At 49.0% G+C, this 22,136-nt stretch carries 17 protein-coding genes; 12 read left to right on the top strand and 5 right to left on the bottom strand.

All coding sequences use genetic code 11. The features are described 5' to 3' along the window. Positions 1 to 17: 17 nt before the first annotated feature. Both B9Y77_RS07955 and B9Y77_RS07950 read right to left on the bottom strand, forming a co-directional pair. Complete coding sequence (locus B9Y77_RS07955; RefSeq protein ID WP_085491137.1) at positions 18 to 1,802, bottom strand: S41 family peptidase; 1,785 nt, start codon at positions 1,800 to 1,802, stop codon at positions 18 to 20. 118 nt (positions 1,803 to 1,920) lie between these two features. After that, positions 1,921 to 2,772 carry a sigma-70 family RNA polymerase sigma factor gene (locus B9Y77_RS07950; RefSeq protein WP_085491136.1) on the bottom strand — a complete coding sequence of 284 codons (852 nt, stop codon included), beginning with the start codon at positions 2,770 to 2,772 and terminating at the stop codon, positions 1,921 to 1,923. 176 nt (positions 2,773 to 2,948) lie between these two features. Here B9Y77_RS07950 and B9Y77_RS07945 point away from each other — a divergent pair, with 176 nt between their 5' ends. The 4 genes from B9Y77_RS07945 (at position 2,949) to B9Y77_RS07930 (ending at position 8,956) form a co-directional block, all read left to right on the top strand. Continuing rightward, complete coding sequence (locus B9Y77_RS07945; RefSeq protein WP_254899966.1) at positions 2,949 to 4,172, top strand: sensor histidine kinase; 1,224 nt, start codon at positions 2,949 to 2,951, stop codon at positions 4,170 to 4,172. A 176-nt stretch (positions 4,173 to 4,348) separates the two neighbouring features. Further along, positions 4,349 to 5,626, top strand: a complete 1,278-nt coding sequence (locus tag B9Y77_RS07940; RefSeq protein ID WP_139829281.1) for a hypothetical protein — start codon at positions 4,349 to 4,351, stop codon at positions 5,624 to 5,626. Next, positions 5,626 to 8,121, top strand: a complete 2,496-nt coding sequence (locus tag B9Y77_RS07935) for a hypothetical protein (RefSeq protein WP_085491133.1) — start codon at positions 5,626 to 5,628, stop codon at positions 8,119 to 8,121. Before B9Y77_RS07940 ends, B9Y77_RS07935 begins: the two co-directional genes overlap by 1 nt. Before the next feature lie 70 nt (positions 8,122 to 8,191). After that, positions 8,192 to 8,956 (top strand): hypothetical protein, encoded by a 765-nt coding sequence (locus tag B9Y77_RS07930; protein WP_085491132.1) that lies wholly within the window; start codon positions 8,192 to 8,194, stop codon positions 8,954 to 8,956. A 149-nt stretch (positions 8,957 to 9,105) separates the two neighbouring features. Here B9Y77_RS07930 and B9Y77_RS07925 read toward each other — a convergent pair whose 3' ends face one another. Next, positions 9,106 to 10,683: a biotin attachment protein gene (locus B9Y77_RS07925; RefSeq protein WP_073423572.1), complete on the bottom strand. Its 1,578-nt coding sequence runs from the start codon at positions 10,681 to 10,683 to the stop codon at positions 9,106 to 9,108. A gap of 120 nt (positions 10,684 to 10,803) precedes the next feature. Further along, positions 10,804 to 11,340 carry a DUF4823 domain-containing protein gene (locus tag B9Y77_RS07920; RefSeq protein WP_085491131.1) on the bottom strand — a complete coding sequence of 179 codons (537 nt, stop codon included), beginning with the start codon at positions 11,338 to 11,340 and terminating at the stop codon, positions 10,804 to 10,806. Between the two features lie 175 nt (positions 11,341 to 11,515). Between B9Y77_RS07920 and B9Y77_RS07915 the strand changes: the two genes are divergently transcribed. Further along, entirely contained in the window at positions 11,516 to 13,477 is a 1,962-nt protein-coding gene (locus tag B9Y77_RS07915; protein ID WP_085491130.1) for an FISUMP domain-containing protein, read from the top strand. 163 nt (positions 13,478 to 13,640) lie between these two features. Here the strand turns inward: B9Y77_RS07915 and B9Y77_RS07910 are convergent, their stop codons facing one another. Continuing rightward, the gene (locus tag B9Y77_RS07910) at positions 13,641 to 14,465 is read right to left on the bottom strand and encodes a tetratricopeptide repeat protein (RefSeq protein WP_085491129.1); all 825 of its coding nucleotides are present in this window, start codon (positions 14,463 to 14,465) and stop codon (positions 13,641 to 13,643) included. Positions 14,466 to 14,655: 190 nt separating this feature from the next. Here B9Y77_RS07910 and B9Y77_RS07905 point away from each other — a divergent pair, with 190 nt between their 5' ends. The 7 genes from B9Y77_RS07905 (at position 14,656) to carB (ending at position 21,952) form a co-directional block, all read left to right on the top strand. Beyond that, positions 14,656 to 15,159, top strand: a complete 504-nt coding sequence (locus B9Y77_RS07905) for a hypothetical protein (RefSeq protein ID WP_085491128.1) — start codon at positions 14,656 to 14,658, stop codon at positions 15,157 to 15,159. Beyond that, a complete protein-coding gene (locus B9Y77_RS07900; protein WP_085491127.1) occupies positions 15,160 to 15,891 on the top strand; it encodes a CIA30 family protein in 732 nt (243 codons plus the stop codon). Then, complete coding sequence (locus tag B9Y77_RS07895; protein WP_254899965.1) at positions 15,875 to 16,663, top strand: hypothetical protein; 789 nt, start codon at positions 15,875 to 15,877, stop codon at positions 16,661 to 16,663. Before B9Y77_RS07900 ends, B9Y77_RS07895 begins: the two co-directional genes overlap by 17 nt. Continuing rightward, positions 16,641 to 17,768 (top strand): AI-2E family transporter, encoded by a 1,128-nt coding sequence (locus B9Y77_RS07890; RefSeq protein WP_073423565.1) that lies wholly within the window; start codon positions 16,641 to 16,643, stop codon positions 17,766 to 17,768. Before B9Y77_RS07895 ends, B9Y77_RS07890 begins: the two co-directional genes overlap by 23 nt. Before the next feature lie 106 nt (positions 17,769 to 17,874). Then, the gene (locus B9Y77_RS07885; RefSeq protein ID WP_073423564.1) at positions 17,875 to 18,177 is read left to right on the top strand and encodes an HU family DNA-binding protein; all 303 of its coding nucleotides are present in this window, start codon (positions 17,875 to 17,877) and stop codon (positions 18,175 to 18,177) included. A gap of 123 nt (positions 18,178 to 18,300) precedes the next feature. Next, positions 18,301 to 18,477, top strand: coding sequence for a hypothetical protein (locus B9Y77_RS15945; RefSeq protein WP_170861494.1), 177 nt, complete (start codon positions 18,301 to 18,303; stop codon positions 18,475 to 18,477). Positions 18,478 to 18,733: 256 nt separating this feature from the next. Continuing rightward, positions 18,734 to 21,952 (top strand): carbamoyl-phosphate synthase large subunit, encoded by a 3,219-nt coding sequence (carB, locus tag B9Y77_RS07880; RefSeq protein WP_085491125.1) that lies wholly within the window; start codon positions 18,734 to 18,736, stop codon positions 21,950 to 21,952. Positions 21,953 to 22,136: the final 184 nt, after the last annotated feature.

Here is a 22,136-nt window from a genome sequence, read left to right as displayed (position 1 = left end):
GAAATCAAATTGAACCGTTACTTCTTAGGCTTTGCAGCGTTCTTCTTCTGTTTCGGCGGAGCGCTGATGGCTTTCTTGTAAAGCTGCGTGTCGCTCAGGTACTTGATGGCTTCGTTCAGCTGCTTGTCGCGCTTGAGCGAGAATGCGGTGCTGACGGAGTCGTTCACGAATGCAGTGAGAAGTTCACGCTTGATGCCGTCCTTGATGTAATCCTTGTTGGCTTCGAACTGGGCATCTCGGTTGTCTTCAAGAGCCTTGCGCATTTCGCTGATGCGCTTCACGAGCGTAGAATCAGAGATTGTCTTTGCGCTATCGCCCATGTAGTTCTGTTCGCGGATGATGCTCTTTTCAAGCTGGTCCACACCGACGAGGGCGTTGCTCTTGACCTTCATGAAGTTCGTGTCTTTCTTGCAGAACGCCTTGAACTGCGTGAAGAGAGAATCAGGCACTGCCCATTCGGAGTTCACCTTGACGCCAGCTTTTTCGAGACTCGGACGAATCTTGACGGCGAACTTGAAGTACATGGCCATGCGTTCCTGGACTTGGACAACCCACGGCATCGGATCGAGTTCCACATCGACGTCCGGCTTGATGCCGCCACCACCGAACATCATGCGGCCGTTGTTCGTGTAGAACGTGTCGCGCTTGGCTGTGTCGGCCTTCACGGAATCAGTCTTGGCGGCGTCTTTTTCTTCATCTTCATATTCTTCGTCTTGCAGGGCGAGACCCTTGATGCCGTTTTCAGGCTTGTTGATGCAACGACCGAAGGGGAGGTAGTAGAATGCAGTTGTGAGCTTGAGGGCGTTGCCTGCATTGTCCAGCGGGAAAATCGTTTGCACGGAACCCTTACCGAACGAGGTCTTACCGACGATCAAAGCGCGGTCCCAGTCTTGCAGTGCACCGGAAACAATTTCAGCGGCACTGGCGGAACCCTGGTTCACGAGGACGACCATCGGAACTTCCGGCTTCACGAGCGGAGTTCTGCGGGCTGCACTTTCGGTCTTCTGTGTGCGGCCACGGGTGCTGACGATGACGTTACCCGGCTTGAGGAAAAGTTCGCTGATTTCGATAGCCTGGTTCAGAAGTCCACCCGGGTTGTAGCGCATGTCGAGGATGAGCTTCTTCATGCCTTGCTTCTGGAGGCTGCGGAGGGCGTTTTCGACATCACTTGTCGTCTTGTCGCTGAAGGTGGCGAGCTTGATATAGCCGATTTCCGGAGTGACCATGCCGTAATACGGAACGGCGTGAACAATGATTTCAGCTCTGGTGATGGTGTAGTCCATGAGGTCGGGAACGCCTTCACGTTCGATAGCGACCGTCACGTCTGTGCCAATCTTGCCGCGGAGCTTGTTGACTGCGTCATCGAGCGACATGCCTTTCGTTTCTTTGCCGTCGATTTTGCGGATGCGGTCACCAGCGCGAATGCCGAGCTTGAATGCCGGTGTGCCGGAGAGCGGCGAAATAACGGTGAGGATGTTGTCGCGGAGGCTGATGGTAATACCCACGCCACCGAACTTACCTTCCATCGAGACGCGGAGGCTTTCGTAATCCTTGGGGGCGAAAACCGTTGTGTGCGGGTCGAGAATGTTTCTGATACCATTGATGGCGGCGTCCGTGAGTTCCGTAGGGTTGACGTTTTCAACGTACTTGCGGTTGACTTCGGAAAGGACCTTGTTCAATCGTGAAACTTCGTCGTAAAAATCTCCGGGAGGAGTTTTCTTGTCGGTTGCTGCGTTCGCGATGCAAAGCGCGGACAGCGTTGCCATAAATACAGAGCGGAAACTAAAAGGTTTAAACATCATGCTCTAAAAATACAATTTCCTATAAAAAATCGCCACCTTATAAGGAAAAACCGGCTATGAATAGCCGGTTTTTTTATGAAAGGAGAGAGTATGAAACTTGTTAGGAGCAATAAAGGTGTTATGCAGCTTCGCAGAGGAGGCGTTCGACGTTCGCTTCGCGGAGCTTGTTCAAGGCGTTTTCCTTGAGCTGGCGCACGCGTTCCTTGGAGAGACCCACCATCGGAGCAATTTCCTTGAGGTTCAGGTCGGAATCCATCTTGAAACCGTAATAGAGCTTGATGATTTCCTTTTCCTGACTGGAGAGGTTCTTGTCCAATACCTTGTCGAAAACTTCAGCGCGGTTGTTGTTATCGGCAAGTTCGTCGGTGCGGTTCTGAGTATCCGAAATGGTATCGCCAAGCGTTGCATCGCCATCTTCATTGACCGGAGTGTCGAGCGAAGAAGTCGTGTTGCCCATCATCAGGATCTTTTCAATGTCGTTTGCCTTGTACTTGGAAAGACCTTCGAGAGACTGGGCGTTGACGGTGTAAGTTCCGCCAATGACCTGCTGAACATCCTTAGCGTGACGGTTGAAACGGCGAAGCATCAGTTCCTTTTCGGCGCTAATGCGGATCATGCGGCCTTTTTCGGAGAGAGCGCGGGTGATGTTCTGACGAATCCACCACACTGCATAGCTGATAAACTTGATTTTCAGGGAGCGGTCAAAACGGCGAGCCGCTTCGATGAGTCCCATGTTCCCTTCGTTGATCAGTTCCATGATGTCGAGACCACGACCTTTATAAAGGTTAGCGATGTTCACGACGAAGCGAAGATTGGAGTTGACCAGCATGTCCAAGGCGGCTTTGTTGCCTTCGGCGGACTTCTTGAGCAATACTGTTTCCTGTTCTCTTGTGAGCAACGGGTAACGAGAAATGTCGTTTAAGTATTGCATGTAAATGTCTTTCTGATCTCGATTGTTAAGGGTTTTCATGGTGACCTCCTCATTTTTACATTATCAAATTTACCTCCAGATTGAATTCCTTGTGTCATTACTTAGAATGGTGCGTGCAAAAGTTAAATTGAGTTTTTGTTAAAAAAGTTCGTGATTTTTGTCACGAAATTGTCATGACGGGCAAAATAGGCTGGTTTTTGACTAAATTTTTTAGTATGAATGACAATGTTTCTACAAATAACACTGAAAAGTGTGAAGGTCTTTTCCAAAGAACTCGTAACAAATTCGCCGTTTTGCAAGAAATCGGCTTTGAACGCAATGAAAACAGGCTTCGTGAGCTCTTGAAAGACGAACGCGACTTGGTTCAGTTCCCTATTCCGCTCTTTTTGCCTGCATTTTTAGTTTGGCTGTTCATGCTTTTGTTCCCGCTGGGGCTTATTCTGGACCCGACAAATGCGTTGAATATGAGCGTAAACATTAAAGGGCTTGTGGGCTTTTATTTGCCCATGTTGAGTACGGTTTTCGTTTTTATCTTGAACCAAAAGTTTTTGGTGCCGCAGCTTGTGTTTAAAAAACGCTATGCGACGTATTTTGTCTGTAATTCCGTTTTAGTGGTGGCAACGTTGTTCTTTAGAGAAGTGGCGTTCTTTGTGATGGAACGTTCTCCGAACGAAGGGGTTGGTGACTTCTTTAGTTCCTATTGTTTCTCGTTTGTTAAAGGACACTTTGGCGTTTGGCCCGTTATATCGTTTACTATCCTTGTTGTGTTTGTTTGCATTCTTTGCGTGCTGTACCACGTGATGTTCCGACAGATTGTGCGTGCGTTTATTTTGCGCGAACAGAAACGCTCGGAATTGCAGTACGAGCTGGATTTTTTGAAAAACCAGCTGAGTCCGCATTTTCTCTTTAATACTTTGAATAACATTTCTGCTTTAATCCAGATTGATCCGAAGCGGGCTGAAAGTTCGATGAACAAACTTTCGCAACTTTTGAGAATGATGCTTTACCAGGTCAAGGACAAGTATATCACGTTGCAAGAAGATGTGGATATTTTGCAAAAGTATGCGGACTTGGAAAAACTCCGTCTCGATGAAAGCTTTGACTTTGTCTTTAACGTGAATCTTGAAAATCCGAAAATGATGATAGAACCGTTGTTGGTAATGCCCTTGATGGAAAATGCGATGAAACATTGCGTGAATCCGAACGGCAAGAGCTTTGCGCATATCACCATTACGCAGGCGGGGGATGTTCTCCACTTCCATTCTGAAAATTCTAATTTCCCGAGAAAGTCGAGCCGCAAGGGAAGCGGGCTTGGACTTTCTACATTTGAAAAGCGATTGGACTTGATTTATCTGGATGCTTATACGTATTCCGTGAATATAGTCGATGGAGTTTATATAAGTGATTTGGTGATTCAGCTAAAAAAAGAAAAATCATAAAAATTTATTGAACCCCTTTACACAGTAAAAAAAATATTGTAGTTTATTTACCGCTTCGATGTTGTCGAGGCGGTTTATTATATTCTTACTTATATCCTTTCCTTACATCGATTAATATATCCGTTACGGCTGAGTAAGCCTGTTTATTCTCAAAATCAATAGAAAGGAAAAATCCTATGATGCGTAGGATGTTTAAAGGCGTTGCCTTAGCGGGAGCGTTGTTGGCTCTTGATGGCTTTGCCGAGGAATGTAAGGGCGTCGCACTGTATTCGGATGGTAGCGACAATGGTCAAATGATTGAATCGGGGAGGACTTTCCCGGAGTCGCCGGAATGGAAAGCGAACTGGGGAAATTTCGATGGAATGAATGCTCCGTACATCCGGTTGTCGGGCTCGAAAAATGAGCAAGGTGACTGGACGGGATTGCTTTCGTTCCAAGCGCTTCCGTTGCGTGTGGATGGTGGCGTGCTCCGTTTGAAGGTGCGCGCTACGCAAAACGCAAAGTTTGGAGTTTGGCTGAAGGGAGCGCTTTCTGAGAGTCGAGTCCATTATGTGAACTTGACGGCGAATAAAACGCATGCGCTAGAAATTCCGCTCTCAAGTTTGGGCGTGACGGGGGCAATCGATGTTGTAAATTTGGGTGTAGGACTTTTCCAAGTTCCGCAAAACCAGTACACGACGCTCTTTATTGACGATATCGGATTCAGTTGCGTCAAGAGAGACTCTAATTTGGGAGGGACTTCTGCAACGGTTGGTGTAGATGGTGCTAAACATTGGGAATATGAATTTTCCAATGTGGAAGCTTGGTCCGAAAAACGCGAGGCACGATTGCTGCCTGCATTGGAGCCTGAATTCAGTGCTGCATATACGCCTCAAGAACGGAATTCTCTCATTTCGACAGTGAATGCAGATTTTCTGGTAAATGAACTGGAACACTTGAAAATTGTGAATAGTATTAGTGCATCGGAAATGCCTGCGAAAAAGTCGCGGTTGACATGGTACGATAATATGTATTCGGTCGTTCGTAATCGATTACGAGAAAATGCAGTTGCCAATCCGAAACAGCTTTATTTTGAAGCGGAGGCGATTGCTGCAAATTCGGATTATACAGTGATTCCGTTGCTTGTAGCTGATTTAGATTACGTGTATAAGGCGTGTGCCGATGAAACGTGCGGTTCAACTCAGAATGTGAATGCGCATTTGCTGATGGCGGGGCTTCCGACCTCTTTTGTGCGCAGCTCTAAAATAAGCTTTGTGCTTGATCCGTACTTTGTTGTGACGAAACAGCGTGAATTGCCCTCTGTTTCTGTTTGCATTTCGGGAACGTGCAAATCGATTTCTCCCAAAGAACGGCTTGAACTGGAGTTCCCGTCGTCGGGGTTGCAGAAAATCGTGGTCAAGCTGAAAAGCGGTATGCATAATGTTGAACAAAATCTATTTGTGGAGGTGAAATAATGATGCGTTGTTTTTGGTTTGCTCTTGCTTCGCTTTTAGCGACTAATGCGATGGCGGCGTCTAAGGATTATGCGTTCTTTGTGGATGAAAAAGACCGTCTTTGCGTTGAAAATGGCAATAATTTGGTGACCTTGAAAGGCTTAGATCGTGTAGGTAGTTCGTGTACCGGTAATAACCAGTCGGTCCGTATCCGCATTATGGATGCCCCTCAAGATGCAAGTTCTCCATCAGGCATTTACTTGGAACGTCCATTCATGATTATTGATGGCATCAATTTGGATCCTGAAGAAAAGAGAACCTTGACGGATTTGGAATGCGATGTGACTCAGGTCGGTATTCCGAATATTCTTAAATCTTTAGGGTACACTCCTGTGCTAGTGCAGTTTGATGAAACGGTGCGTGTTTCGCTTCAACAAAATTCTAAGGCGCTGAGCCAGTTGTTTGCCTTCTTGAATGATAATGTGCATATCCCGTTCCCGGGAGCAAAAGAAGATGGTTTTGTCATCATGGGCATAAGTCAGGGTGGCGTTATTGGACGTTACGCCTCTTACCTTTATGACACGCATCGAAATGAATCCGATGCTCCGATTCGCTTGTTCTCGTCGCTGGATTCTCCGCATCAGGGGGCGGTAATGCCGATGGGATTATTCAATACAGTGGCATTCTGGGGCGATAAGGGTGGCTCTGCGTCTGCTGAAATGTTCAAGAATATCTTGCTTTCGAAAGGAGCGGCAGATCTGCTTGTTTATGAAAATAAGTGCACGGATGGTTTATGCACTTCAGAAGTGAATACAAGGGACAGGTTCCTTTTTGATGATTATCGCCTTGCTGCAGAATACAAGAAGTTCCCTGTTGTGCTTATTGCGCAAGGACAGTTGAAAGGAAAAAATCCTGAACATAAAAATGACTATTACCGACTCGAACGTCATGTGAAAAAGGGTCCGGCATCGCTTGGTTCTGCGATAAGCCATATGCATTATTCCGATAACAATGAAACGATTTCTTATAACCGTAAAAAGGAAACGACGGATGATCCTATAAAAGTTGATTACCGCTCGACTTCTAAATATGATTTTATTCAGGGCTCTACGTATCCGTTTGCGGGGACTATTTACAATTCCTTGCGGCAGGGATTTTTGGATGCGATGCCAGAGGATATGAAACAGGAGGTTCTCTTTTTCAGTATTAACTTGAATACTTCCTGGGGCTATGACGAATTGATTCAGGACCGCAGCACGTTTATCCCGACGGTAAGCGCTATGGATATGAAGTGCAATGGTGATTTGGCAATTCGCTCAGAATGCGGTTTTAAACAGTCGTATAAGGATTTCCCATTTGAAAATCCGGGGAGCAGAAGTACGGCAAATGCGGCTTATGCCGTGGATCCGACGCACCCGCGTTATGCTGAAGCCATTAGCGGTCGCCATGTCGAAATGCCTGTTGAAAACGGACGTATAAACGAGACCGTGATGGAGGGGATGCAGGTTGATTTGTGGCGAATTTTATGCGAGGTGGCAAAGTACGATTACGATGCTGATGCAGGGCGGTTTAGAAATCCGAAATTGGTGGGATATTTCTCGCCGAATGCGAATTGCATGGATGCTAGTAAGATGCCTGATGTTATTCGTTATGCCGGCTTTGTCCAGCAGATTCCTTTTGCGTATGCGCGTTATGACTACAACGCTTTAGCAACGGAGAAGAATGAGTCTGTGAAGTTTAATCTTCCGGCGGGATGGAAAAAAGTGGCGACTTGGAATTATGGAACCGATATTCAGGCGAATACTTCTTTTGAGGTGGATATTCAGGTCGATAATCCTAAGGGAAACTGGATGAAAGCGGAACTTCTCGTTTGCCGAGTTAAGGGTTGCTCTGGTCATTTGCAGTTAGATGAATTGCCGGTGACGCTTGATGGCAAAACTCATACATTGCGTTGGCAGATGCCCGCAAATGATGGGGCTCTTAATGGTTTGCACTGGTTTCGTCTTGTGCTTAATTCTGATGGTGGGAACGTTACGTTGTCGAATCCTCATCTTGTGTTGAATACGCAGGGGGATGCTGCGGTTCCGCCAAAGATTGCATCGTCGGAAATTTATCCGGGTCCGTATGAATATACGCTTTGGGATGCATCGGTCCATGCAAACCCATATCATGATGAACTCGGTTTAGGGCTTGAGATAACGTTTGACAGGGCTCGACAGGGGTTGCATTTTGATTTTGGAAAGATGGTTTCGATGGATGATTACAAAAATCTTGTTGTAGACTATTGGCCGGGAACTTGCCAAAATTCGATCGCTTATTTTGACTCTAAAAAGCTGCTGAAGATGAATCTTGATAACGGTAGTTTGCAAAATGGATTTGTTCAAAAAATTTTACCTTTAGACGAAATCATCGATACGGATGTTACCCCGCAAGGCTCTAAATCCGCACGCCGCTTGAATCTACAGCCTGTTGTTGCTAATGAGCGTTGTCTTATAAAGTCAATTTCGTTGAAATGAAGGTCTCTTGATGCGTTTGATGAATTATGATATATTATTTGGCGCAAAAACAAATAAGTTGGAGAATAAGATGAAAAAATCAATTCTTTTCTGTATGCTTTCTGCGGCGGCGTTGTCGTTGTGCGGTTGTTTGAATCCGCATTTGAGTTCAATTGGATCCTCGCAGATGATTGTGGCTCATCAGCCTCGCTTGGCTGTCAATGGAGAATCTTCTCCGATGACTCTTTCTGTTGATGCGTATGGCGGTGCAAAGATGACTGGGCGTAATGTTAAGGACGGCTTTACTGCTGGCGGAACGGCATCATTGAACTATAGACTGCTTGGTGCTATGACACCGTTGTACGTAGAGGCTGCTTTGGGAGGCAAGGGTGGTAAAGCGTCGTTCGATTGCTCGGAAGCGGGTAAGTGCAATGAAGGCTATATGGCATGGCTTGCGACTCCAGAAGGAAAGAAAAAGTATTCGTTCTGGAGTTTCCAGGAACGTATCGCTGTTGGTGCTGACTTTGACGTAGGTCCTGTGATTTTGGGACTTGGTGCTGGTGTCCAGCTATTTGAAGGCGGTGGCGACTTTGATGACGTTCGCGACTATCTTGGGAAGAGTCTTGCTGAAAATGACGACGAAGGGTTTGGCGTAAAGCTTTATTCTTCGGCTCGCATTGGCGCTAGGCTTGGACAGTATGGCGTGATCGCTTTTGATACGGATGTCATGTGGCTCAAAACGATGAACATCGGATTCATGCTGAATTACTTCCATCCGTCTGGATTCCATGGCGGTATCTTTGCAGCGGAAAAGGTCGGCTATGGTGTGAATGTCGGCAAGACGTTTAGCTTCTGATATTTAGTTTCTGACAGATTGTGAAGTGAAGCTTCATTTGGCTTGCTTTGCAACCTTGTTTGATTAGCGTACAAAAAAGGCTTCGAGCGGATGCTCGAAGTCTTTTTTGTAAAGTCTTGAGCGAAGCCCAGAGGACTTCGCGAAAGCTCTTACTTGCTGAGGGTCTGAACCTGGACGTCCCAGCTCTGGTTGCCAAGGGCAATGCGGTAGGTGCTTGCAGCGCCAGCCTTCATGTTCTTGGTGTCGACAGCCGGAGCGGCATTCGGGTCCTTCTTCGGCACGCCAATGTGGCGGTTGCCCTTGAGGAATTCGATACCCTTGTTGCCAGCCTTCGTCTGGAGGCAGCCCGTGATGAAGATGGTTTCGTCGTTGACCGGGAGACCATTTTCTTCGAGGAGCTTCTTGGCTGCAGGAATGCCCGGCGGAAGAATTTCTTCTGCGCACTGGACGCCCGGATAGGCTTCCTTGAACGGCTTCATGTTGAACTGGTCGGCTGCGATCTTCACGAGTTCCGGATCCGGTTCGCACGGAGTCTTACCCTGGTAACCGAGGAGCATCTTGCCGTAGCCTTCGGTCATCTTGAACCACGTACCGCGACCGGCAGCCTGGTTCAAGGTGTTCATGTAAGCCTGCTGGAAGTAGAACTGAGAAACCGGCGTCACAGAGGAAGCGAAGCCACCGCGGCGTACGCATTCACTCATGTTTTCGATAACCTTCGGGAAGAGGTGGAAGGTCTTGGTTTCGCGCATCATGAGCGTGTTAGCCGTGAGAGCGCCACCCGGCATCGGGCTGAAGATAACGTCGGTAGTGATCTGACGTGCTTCAGGCGGGAAGTTGTAGTCCTTGAGGCATTCAACAGCGACGTTGTTAGCTTCCATGAGTTCCGGAATGTGATCGTCGACGATGCTGTCTTCACCGAGGGCAAGCTTGTAATCCGTACCCTTGAGGGCGTGGAACATGGAGAAGAGGTCCGGCTGAGCCGTACCGCCAGAAAGCGGCTTGCGACCGAGGTCGACGCCATCTGCGCCACCTTCGATAGCTGCCTTGTACTGAGCCACACCAGTACCGCAAGTGTCATGGCTGTGGATGCGGAGTTCGACCTTGTCGCCGAGGAGCTTACGAGCGCGCTTGAACGTTTCGTAGACCTTGGTCGGGTTTGTCGTACCGGAAGCGTCCTTGAAGCAGACGGAAGCGAACGGAACGCCGGCGTCCAAGATGTTGCGGAGGATGCGTTCGTAGAATTCCGGATTGTGGGCGGCGTTGAGGTCGCATCCCGGAGGAAGTTCCATCATGGTGACGACGACTTCGTGTTCAAGTCCTGCGTCCGTGATGCACTTACCGGAGTAAATGAGGTTGTTGACGTCGTTGAGAGCGTCAAAGTTACGAATACGGGTCATGCCGTGCTTCTTGAACATGTCGGCATGGAGCTTGATCATATCGCGCGGCTGCGGAGCGAGAGCGACCACGTTGATACCGCGAGCGAGAGTCTGGAGGCGGATCTTCGGACCGACAACGCGACGGAATTCGTCCATCATGTCGAATGCGTCTTCACCGCAGTTCTGATAGAGAGCCTGGAAACGGGCGCCACCACCTGCTTCGAAGTGGGTGATGCCAGCCTTCACAGCTGCTTCAACAGCAGGCATGAAGTCCTTCATGAACACGCGAGCGCCGAAGATGGACTGGAAGCCATCACGGAACGAGGTGTCTTGGAACAGAATCTTTTTCATAATGTTTTCCTGTGGGATTTAATCCCTTGTTTTTACTGTACAATAAAATACGGGGTCAAAAATAGAAAAGACGAGAGAAGAGAAACGAGAGACGAGGGAAAATGAGGGATAATTTACAGCTTAATTTTGAATTTTTCCGAAAAGATCTTCGCACATGGTGCGGATGGGGCGGGGGAGGAGGGATTTTGGCTGCTTGCTAATCCAAACGACATAGGCGCTTCTGCCCTTGATTCGGTAGGCGTCAATGAGTTCACGCTTGTTGTTGTATATCTCGAATAGGATCTCGATACGGTCCGGTCTGAACGACCATCCTGTGGCGCGGTCTTCCCAGTGCAGAATCTTTGGCAATATGATATAGTCCGTTTGTTCTAAAACTTGTTCTTCGAGGTTTTCGATAGGGATGGGGTTGGGAATGACGCCGATGACTGGTGTATAGCGGTTCAGTTCTTTTTTCAGGGCAAAGATGACATCGTCTCCGGATGTGGGGTATTCGATGTCTTCGTACGTTCCGTTTTCTGGAGTAATTAAGAGGATTCGGCTCGATGTGTTGGCGAGTTTTGACGGCTGGTTCATGAACTCATTTTGGTATGAAGCCGTGCAGCCCGTAAAGAGTGTGATTGAGGCGATGAGTAAAAGTACGGATATGATATTTTTCATAGAAAACCTTTTGCTTGGATAGTTAATATAATAAAATGTTGTTCTAAATCCTCTCTTTTGGACTAAAAAAGCTCGAACGGCGGTGCTGTTTTATAAAACCATAGATTGAAATTTGTATTTTTGGTCTAATCATATATTATACACATTGAATTGTGTTGGAATACGGAGTATTGTAATGAATAAAAAGTACGCTCTAGCTGTAGCTACCACTTTCCTTGCTGCTGGATCGGCGTTTGCCGCTCAGTCTGGTGACAGAACTGTGATTACTTGTAGCTTTGACGACATGTTCGGTAATTCGTGCTATTGGCGCTGCCCGGATATGGAGGATACGTATAGAACGGAAAAGAAAGACGATCGTTGTGCCAATGTGCTTTACAGATGCGTCAATTATCCGCGTTCTTTTATGCGTTCTTCTGTCGGCAGTAGTGAAATCTGGATTACGCCGGACAGGTATAATTACTATTTCGGAAAGCTTCCGCAGGAATTTGATTGCAGTATTTCTGAAGAGGAACGCGCGGCACAGATGTTGCGCCCGACTCAGCCTGTTCAGCAGAATACGTATGCTTCGAATAAGTACCAGAATACTTCGACGTATGACGAATCGAGAAATTTGTTGATCGATAACCGCGATGGCGAACGCTATACGACGGTGAAGATTGGTGGTCGCGTCTGGATGGCGGAAAACTTGAAGTTCCGTTTGCCGGATAGCTACTGCTATGAAAACAATACCCAGAATTGCGAAACTTACGGTAGACTTTACACGTGGAATGCTGCAAGGAAGGCTTGCCCCGATGGTTGGAGCCTGCCGATGGGCGATGACCTCAACTACCAGGACTTTAATCTGAATGGTTTTAGAGTTTTGGATGGTGGCTACTATGTCGATGGCGAACGTTTCATTGACATTGGCAACCGCGCCTTCTTCTGGCTTGGCGATGACAAGGGTAGTGACCGCGCCGATGCGATGAGCTTTAGAGGTCAGAATCTCGAAACGTTCTCGTTCCAGGGCCGAAAGGCAAATGGTTACTCTGTGCGTTGCATCCAGAACTGGGAAGCGGCTTGCAAGGACCGTCTGGGTAGCGTGATGGACAATTCTGGAAAGACCTACAGAACGCTCAAGGTGGGCGACCAGACTTGGATGGCTGAAGACGTGATTCTGGACCGTCTGGACGAAATGGAAGCGAGAAACCTTAACCGTGGATGCCCGCGTGGCTGGCATGTGCCGGAACAGGCTGAATACGAACAGCTTTTCTCGAAGGCTTCTGAATTTGACATCCATGCCAACGACAAGCGTGCAAGAAAAAATCGTGATGCTAAGGAAAATCCGTGCAGCTTGAATTTCGACTTCAAGCGCGGCTACTGGACGTCTTCGAAGAACGGCAATGAAATGACTTATGTGGACTGGAAGTACAATGCTATCCGCGAAAAGGGTACTCCGTACTTCAAACATGGCGATGCTTATACGAACAAGCTCCGCTGTGTGAAGGATGGCTCGTCTTACGGTGCTCCGAAGCCGCAGGTAACGACTTCTCAGGCTGGTGCAAAGCCTACAGCTCAGGCAAATCCGGCGAAGAACGCTGCCAACAAGACTGTCCTTGAAAAGTTCATTTTGCAGGGCGTGACGTTTGGTGTTGGACAGTCCAGATTCACTCGTGAATCTACGGATGGCTTGAATAGACTTGCAAGTCACTTAGGAAACTATCACGGCAAGACGATTGAAATTGTCTCCCATACGGACAACTTGGATCGCCCGGAAAGAAGCCGTGTGCTTGCTCTCAAGCGTGCCGAAGAAGTGAAGAGCTATTTGGTGACGGCAGGTCTTTCGAAACAGGATATCATTGCGACGGGCAAGGGCGGCGATGAACCTCTTGTTCCGAATACAACTCCGGATAACCGCATGAAGAACAACCGCATTGAAATCTTTGTGTACTCCTATGATGCTCCGGCACAGGCTGCTCAGCCGCAACAGAAGAAGGCTCAGCCTGCTCCTGAAGCTGCTCCGAAGAAGTGCAAGGAACGTGACATGGCGAACAATAAGCTTGGCGAATGCTATTCTTACCAGGAAGGTTCTAAGGACCACAGAAGGTGCATGGCGGCATACAAGAACTTGCTGAACCTTGCTAATTCTAAGTGCAAATAAAAGAACCGCTAAATGCGAGAAATAATGGTTCCCGTCGCTACGCTCCAGGATGACTGTTCGAGGATGACGGGATCAACAAATTAAGAAGCGCAGCTCATTGAGCTGCGCTTCTTGTTTAAGTTCTGCAAACTAGATCATGAGAGGGGCGTAGCCCCTTCTATCTTTAGATAAACATCATCGTGTTGAGCTTTGCGCGGTACTTCCAGGTGAGTTCGTGCTTCGGACCGAGAACGCCGAAGAGCGTGAGCATTGCCTTCTTGGCGGCGCCGTCGTTCCATTCCGGAGCTTCGACGTACAAGTTCAGGAATGCCTGGAGTGCACTTTCGAAATCTTCTTCGCAGGCGAGCTTGCAAGCTTCGTGATAGACGATGGCTTCTTTACCTTGGACATCTTTCTTGGCGACTTCGGCGTGGAAGTCGAGAAGTTCCAAGAGCGATTTGGCTTCGCGGTACTGGTCGTCGCTTTCGACAAACTTGGAGAGAATGTCTTTTGCCTTTGCGGTATCGCCGAGACCAAGACTTGCCTTTGCCCACAGGAGCTGGAGCTTCTTGTCGTTTGGGTTCTTGGCGAGAGCTTCGTCAAGCATCGGGAGCGCTTGGTCGAAGTTCTTTTGTGCAATGGCGTCTTCAAGAGCCGTCTGGAAACGGGCTTCTTCGGAGACGTAGAACTTTTCGAGACGCTTCTTGAGATCGGCTTCGGGGAGCACGCCCTGGATGACGTCTGCAATTTGGCCTTTATCGACCACGTGAATTTCGGGGACGGACTGCACGCGGAACATCTGGATGAGGCGCATGTTTTCGCGGTCATCGCAGCTTACGACGCCGAGCGTAAAGTCCATGCTTGTGGAAAGCTGACCTGCCAACTGGGAGTACGGGGCGCAATCCGGGTATTCTGCGGAGGAGAAAAGAATCGCGACAGCGCGCGTTTCAGAGGCCTTGATGACCTCTTCTTCAAAATTTTCTGCTGTAATTTGAACTACTTTAGCCATGCTGGTAAATTTAGTTAATAGTTACTAGATACTAGTTACTAGTGATATGTAAAAACAGGGCGTTGCGGGATGTGCCCGCTTGAAGGGGTGGTGAGCAACAAAGTGCGAGCCAGGGGAAAGCTTTCCCCTAAACACTATTTTCTCTCGTCTTTCGTCTTTCGTCTTTCGTCTATTATCTATATTAATCTACATGTGTAAATGTTCTTTTTGCGGTTCAGAAGTCGAGTCCCTCAGAATTGTCAATCTTGATCTGAGGATTTGTCCGAAGTGTTATTCCATTTATTTCCCGTGCAACCAGACGTTCGCCTTTTACGGTGGACTCTCGGACAAGACGCGCGAATTGTGGCTCAACGACTTGAATAAGAAAAACGTGCAGGACCCGCCCTGCGAAAATCCGGTATGCATCGATCATGGTCAACCGCTTGTGAAGGGCAAACTCCCGCATTACGGTTTTGATGGCTATGTGACGACTTGCTGCGAAACGTTCCATATGCCGCCTTCGACGGTGAAACAGCTTTTGCAGTGGTCCTTGGATATCAAGGCGGCTCCGCAGGCAAAAGAAGGCAAACACCACTTCTTCTTTATCCATTGGATTGATTCGATTGTGAACAAGCTCTTTGGTGAAAAACCTGTGGAAGAAGATCCGCTAGATTACATCCAGTACAATAGAACTTTAAGGAAATTTTTTGAGTAAATGAAAAAATCCTATACGATTTTAGCAATCATTGCGATTATTGTTGTTGCCATCTATGTAATGCTTCCGAAAGAGCGATTTGCTGAAACGGTGTTTCCACTAGGGGATGGTGCAAAAGTATCTGCATTTGACGATAATGCGGCCGGGGGAACGTCTGCTGTCCAGTTTAAAGCTTCGGATTCCCTAACCTCGTTCCAGTGTGCTCTTGGCACTGACGAAAAGAAACCGACTTGGTGCGGACTTGTATTTGACTTTGACCCGGCGGGCGAAAAGAAATTCCACAACTGGAAAAATGTCGATACGCTTTATATGGACCTTGATATCGCCGGGACAGATGAAATCCTTGTGAAAGTCTGGACGTATGACCCAGATGTGACGGATTTGCAGAAGTCTAATACGTTCAAGTTGCTATTGAAAGAAGTCCCTGTGAAGACCGGACGCAATAAGATTGCCATCCCGTTTGAACATTTCTACATCCCGGACTTTTGGTATGACGATCTTGGAGTCAAGCGCTCGAAAAACCGCTTGCATCACGAAAGCGTTGCGCGTGTGGAAATTTCTGCAGGGTGGAAACAGCCTCGTGGAAAGAACTTTGTCGTAAATGTCCGAGAAATTTTTGCAAGCGGTATAAGCAATACGGCTTACGGAATCTTCTTGTTCATGATTCTTGGGCTTATGATCGTGGCGATTGGACGTAGCCACCCTGTGAAGGAGTATGATGAAAAAAAGTAGGTGGATTGGAATCTCGTTTTTCCTAGTCCTGCTGATTGCTTGGGGCTTTTTCTATTCACGCTGTGGGGGAGTGGCGGTGGAGCTTTTCCCTGAGCGGACTTTTGAAATTTTTCCGTTGAATGATAGCGCAGTCGGTGGATTCTCGACAAGCGAAGTCCAATTGACGGATACGCTCTTGACCTCTTCTGTGGTCATCCATTCGGGCAAGGCGTTTACGTATGCGGGCGTTGGCTTTAACTTGAAGTCTGTGGACAAACGGCCTGCCGGAGTTTTTGACCTGACGAAGTTCGATTCCATGGAAGTGCGTGTTGCTTCGAAACGCATGAATTCCATGAAACTCCGCATTTTGACGGATGACCCGGTCTATACGCGGAATGGAGATTATGCGAACCTTCGCGTTCTGGAAAAGGAAATCCCGTCGGCGCCTTACTTACTGATGGGTGGCTCGAAGGAACGCTTTGCGGTAAGCAAAATTTCGCTCAGTGAATTCCGAGTTCCGGAATGGTGGCTGTCGCAGCAGGGACTTGAAGAAGACGATGGCAAAACGTACTTGAACCGTGCCGCATTCTTTGAAATTGTAAGTGGCGCCTCGACGCTTCGCGGCATTCCGGATGAAATGGAAGTTCGCTTTGTGCGCATTTGGGGGCATAGCGCAGAACAAAAGAAAATGATGCATGTTGTTTTGGCATGTATTTTGTTCGGCTTTATGCTGTTTTTAGTTTATGTCTTGAGAAGTAGGGGAAGAAAAGATGCAAAGAAATTGGACGCTTGATAGGGTAATGCGCTATGTGCTGATTGCAGCTGCAGTCGCCGTTACTCTTGTTGTATTGAATTATCTGAGTGGAGTTTTGTTCCCGTTTTTTGCGGCGTTCTTGATTGCCTATATCATGGACCCGCTTGTTTGCCGGTTGCAAATAAAATTCCGTTATCGCGTGATTGCCGTGGTGGTCGTGCTTTTGGGTGCCGCTATTATTATTGGCGGTTGTATGTATTTCTTTATCCCGAAAGTCATGCATGAAGTCCAGTATCTGGGAACGCTCATTTCGAAAATCTTTACGGACTCCACTTGGAGTGATCGAATCATGACGTTCTTGCCTGCGGATATGTGGGCATCTGTGAAGACGATGATTTCTTGGAATAGCATTGCCGAGGCGATGGAATCGCTTGACGTGTGGAGCGTGGTGCAGACGGTATCGGACCGCATTCTTCCGGGCGCTTGGGACATTCTTTCGAAGACATCTACGATTGTCATGGGTATTTCCAGTGCGGCTGTCGTGTTTATGTACCTTGTCTTCATTATGCTTGACATGCATAAAATCAGGAAGGGCATTCGCCGCTTGATCCCGAGACGTTACCGCCGTGAAGCTGGTGAATTCGCTAGCTCTACGGACAAATTTATGGGAACGTACTTCCGTGCTCAATCCATGGTCGCCTTTACGGTTGGCGTTTTGTATGCAATTGGCTTTAGCGTGATGGGACTCCCGATGGGGATGGCGTTTGGACTTTTCTCCGGGGCATTGAACATGATCCCTTACATGCAGCTCACGACTATCCCGCTCGCCTTACTACTGGCGGTGGTTTACGCTTTGGACAAGGGCATGCCGTTTTGGGAAGTGGCAATTATCATCCTTGCGATTTACCTTGTTGTACAGATTATCCAGGACTTCTTTTTGGTGCCGCACATTGTCGGTAAGTCCATGAATTTGCCGCCTGTAGGGATCCTTCTGTCGCTCTCGATTTGGGGCAAGTTGCTTGGCTTTTTGGGACTTTTGGTGGCGATTCCCTTTACGTGCATATGCCTTGTCTATGTAGAGAAATTAAGGACTAGAGCCGACCAGTACGTAGAAGATGCGGGCAGACTGGCTCCCAAGGCTTGATTTTATGCGGTTTTAAAAACTTTTTTCATTTAAAAGCTTTCCTCCCCGTGAAAAAAAAGGTATAATATTACCAACAATTCACAAATCTGACTCAAGGAGTTATAAAATGAACAAACAAGATCTTATTGAAGCTGTGCTCGCTAACAAGGAAGCTGGCATTGAATCTAAGGCTGCTGCTGCTCGTGCTATCGACGCCGTTCTCGACGGTATCGCTGCTGGCATCAAGAAGGACGGCAACGTTCAGCTCATCGGTTTCGGTACTTTCACTGTGAAGGCTCGTGCTGCTCGTACTGGTCGTAACCCGCAGACTGGTGCAACCATCAAGATCAAGGCTTCCAAGACTGTTGGCTTCAAGGCTGGTGCAGCTCTCAAGGAAACCGCTGCTAAGAACAAGCCGGCTAAGAAGTAATTCTCTGAGCTAGATTTGCTTTTTGCAAAGGATGGGTCGCTTTTTGCGACCCTATTTTGTATTGAACGCGTGTCTCTGTTTAATTGTTTATTATATTGGTGGATAACGATTTAGAGGTATTTTATGAAACGTTGGATTTTGAGCTTGGTCTCTCTTGTTTCGATTCTGGGTCTTATGGCTTGTTCCGCTCCGGCAGACTCTGATTACGAAACGCTTCATGAAAAGTGCAAGAATAAGCCGTCGCTTCCGGAATGCCAGGATGACGTGCAGGAAGACGATTCTTCGATGGATGAGGACTAATTTTTATAGCCCGCTATTGAAAGGATTTATCACTTATTCTATATTTGCACAAGTTTAAGTCTTTGCGAAATAGGAAAGTGATGAACGGAATGCTCAAAAACGCTAAGCGCAACTGCGACATTATGCATGTCGCGCCGTTCGCTACTCTTTCTATTTCCAATATTGTTTTTAAAGATGCTGAGCCATTTGGTTCAGCTCTTTTTTTAAACAATAAATACGAGTTTTAATAAATAATTAGTCAACGGAGATAAACAAAATGAAGATTGAAGGCATCGACAAAGTCCTTATCATCGGTTCTGGCCCGATCGTGATCGGTCAGGCTTGCGAATTCGACTATTCCGGCACCCAGGCTTGCAAGGCCCTGCGCGAACAGGGTTACAAGATTGTGCTCGTGAACTCTAACCCGGCTACCATCATGACCGACCCGGTCATGGCCGATGCCACCTACATCGAACCGCTGAACGTCGCCCGCCTCACCCAGATTATCGAAAAGGAACGCCCGCAGGCACTCCTCCCGAACTTGGGCGGTCAGACCGGCTTGAACCTCGCCTCTGCTTTGAGCAAGGCCGGCGTGCTGGACAAGTACGGCGTGAAGGTGATCGGTGTGAACCTCGACGCTATCGAACGCGGCGAAGACCGTGAAATCTTCAAGGAAACCATGCAGAAGCTCGGCATCGACACCCCGCGCTCCGGCATTTGCCACTCTGTGGAAGAAGCCGAAAAGATCGTTTCCGAAATCGGCTACCCGGTTGTGGTTCGCCCGGCATACACCATGGGCGGTGCAGGCGGCGGTTTCTGCTACAATGTGGAAGAACTCCGCACCATTTGCTCTAACGGTCTTGAACTCTCCATGACGCACCAGTGCCTCATCGAAGAATCCATCCTCGGTTGGGAAGAGCTGGAAGTCGAAGTCGTGCGTGACTCCAAGAACCAGATGATTGCCATCTGCTTCATCGAAAACATCGACCCGGTGGGCGTGCATACCGGCGACTCCTTCTGCGCAGCCCCGTTCCTCACCATCGACAAGAAGCTCGAAGAAGAACTGAAGGAAAAGGCCTTCAAGATTGTGGAATCTATCGGCGTGATTGGCGGTACCAACGTGCAGTTCGCTCACGACCCGAAGACCGGCCGTGTGGTGATTATCGAAATCAACCCGCGTACCAGCCGCTCCTCCGCTCTTGCTTCGAAGGCTACCGGCTTCCCGATCGCTCTCATTTCTGCAAAGCTCGCCGCAGGCCTCACCCTCGACCAGATTCCGTACTGGCGCGATGGAAGCCTCGAAAAGTACACCCCGAGCGGTGACTACGTGGTGCTCAAGTTCGCTCGCTGGGCATTTGAAAAGTTCCGCGGCGTCGATGACTGCCTCGGCACCCAGATGAAGGCCGTGGGCGAAGTCATGGCTATCGGCAAGACCTACAAGGAAACCCTCCAGAAGGCTATTCGCGGTCTCGAAAACGGTCGCTCCGGCCTCGGCTTTGCGAAGGACTTCAACAAGAAGAGCAAGGAAGAGCTCCTCGAAATGATGAAGACCGCTTCTTCCGAACGCCACTTCCAGATGTACGAAGCCATCCGCAAGGGCGCTACCGACGAAGAAATCTTCGCCGCCACCTACGAAAAGGCCTACTTCGTGCAGCAGATGCGCGAACTCGTGGAACTCGAAGAAGAAATGCTCAAGACTCCGGGCCGCCTGCCTGCTGACGAACTCCTCGTCAAGGCCAAGAAAGACGGCTTCAGCGACAAGTACATCGCGAAGATCCTCGGCATCCGTGAAAAGGACGTGCGCAAGAAGCGTACGGAACTCGGCGTGGTCGAAGGCTGGTGTGCAGTGCCGGTGAGCGGTGTTGAAAACCAGTTCTACTACTACAGCACCTACAACTGCAAGGACGAATCTACCGCTTCCAACAACCCGAAGAAGATCATGATTCTCGGCGGTGGCCCGAACAGAATCGGCCAGGGCATCGAATTCGACTACTGCTGCTGCCACGCTGCAATGGCTCTTCGCGAACTGGGTTACGAAACCATCATGGTGAACTGCAACCCTGAAACGGTTTCTACCGACTACGATACCAGCGACAAGCTGTACTTCGAACCGGTTTCTTTGGAAGACGTTCTGCAGATCTATCATAAGGAAAAGCCGGCCGGCGTGATCGTGCAGTTCGGTGGCCAGACTCCGCTGAACATCGCCCGCGCCCTTAGCGACGAAGGCGTCAAGATTCTCGGTACGAGCATCGACTCCATCGATATCGCCGAAGACCGCGACTTGTTCCGCAAGATGATGGATCAGCTCGGCATCCCGATGCCGGAAAGCGGCATGGCCACGAACATCGACGAAGCCCTCGCTTGCGTCAAGCAGATTGGCGGCTACCCGGTGATGATCCGCCCGAGCTTCGTGCTTGGCGGCCGCGGCATGGAAGTCATCTACGACGAGAACATGCTCCGCGAATACGTGGCGAAGGCCGTGGGCGTGACCCCGGATCGTCCGCTCCTCATCGACCGCTTCCTCCACAACGCTTTGGAATGCGAAGCCGACGCCCTCTCTGACGGCGAACATGTTTACATCCCGTCCGTGATGGAACACGTCGAACTTGCCGGTGTCCACTCCGGTGACTCCGCTTGCATTATCCCGCCGGTGACCATCACGAAGGAAAACTTGGCAACCATCAAGGATTACACCCGTAAGATTGCCGAAGCCCTCCACGTGTGTGGCCTCATGAACATGCAGTACGCCATCGAAGACGGCAAGGTGTTCGTCCTCGAAGCCAACCCGCGTGCATCCCGCACGGTGCCGCTGGTCTCCAAGGTTTGTAACACCCAGATGGCCCGCCTCGCGACCCGCCTGATGCTCGGTGCCAAGCTCGAAGACCTTAAGCTCAAGGACAAGAAGTTCAACCACCACGGTGCCAAGGAAGCCGTGTTCCCGTTCGACAAGTTCCCGAAGGTGGACCCGGTTCTCGGCCCCGAAATGCGCTCCACGGGTGAAGTGCTCGGCCTCTCCGACGACTACGCCCTCGCTTACTACAAGAGCCAGGAAGCCGCAGGTTCCTTCCTCCCGAACGAAGGCGCCGTGCTTATCAGCCTCTCCGACAAGGTTAACTTGTCTGAACAGGCAATTGAAATCGGCAAGGAATTCCAGAAGCTCGGCTTCAAGATTTACGCTACCGAAGGCACCGCCAAGTTCTACGAGAAGGCCGGCGTCAAGTGCGAAGTGGTGAACAAGATCGCCGAAGGCCGCCCGAACGTTCTCGACATCATCCTGAACAAGCAGGTGAACCTCATCATCAACACGCCGTGGGCAAAGCGCGACGCCATCAAGGACGAAAGCGCCATCCGCAAGGCCGCCATCAAGTACAAGGTGCCTTACATCACGACCCTCGCCGGTGCTTACAACACCGTGAAGGGCATCGCCGCTGCAAGGAACGGACATGGTGCAGTGAAGAGCCTGCAAGAGTACCACGCAAGCATTGAAGAGATTTAACTGAAGAGCCTGCAAGAGTAGCGTGCAAGGCGAATGCCGCGACAGAGTGCTTGCACTCTGGCATGGCTGAGCCGAAGCCGCTGACGCCGTAGGCGTCAATACCACGCAAGCATCGAAGAGGTGTAATTAGCGTGTCATCCTGGAGCATCCGTAAGGACGCGATAGGATCCAAAAACTTTAAAGA

The organism is Fibrobacter sp. UWB13 (assembly GCF_900177805.1).
Taxonomy (GTDB): domain Bacteria; phylum Fibrobacterota; class Fibrobacteria; order Fibrobacterales; family Fibrobacteraceae; genus Fibrobacter.
The sequence above is the reverse complement of the archived record's forward strand: the minus strand, read 5'-3'. Positions and strand labels throughout refer to the sequence as shown.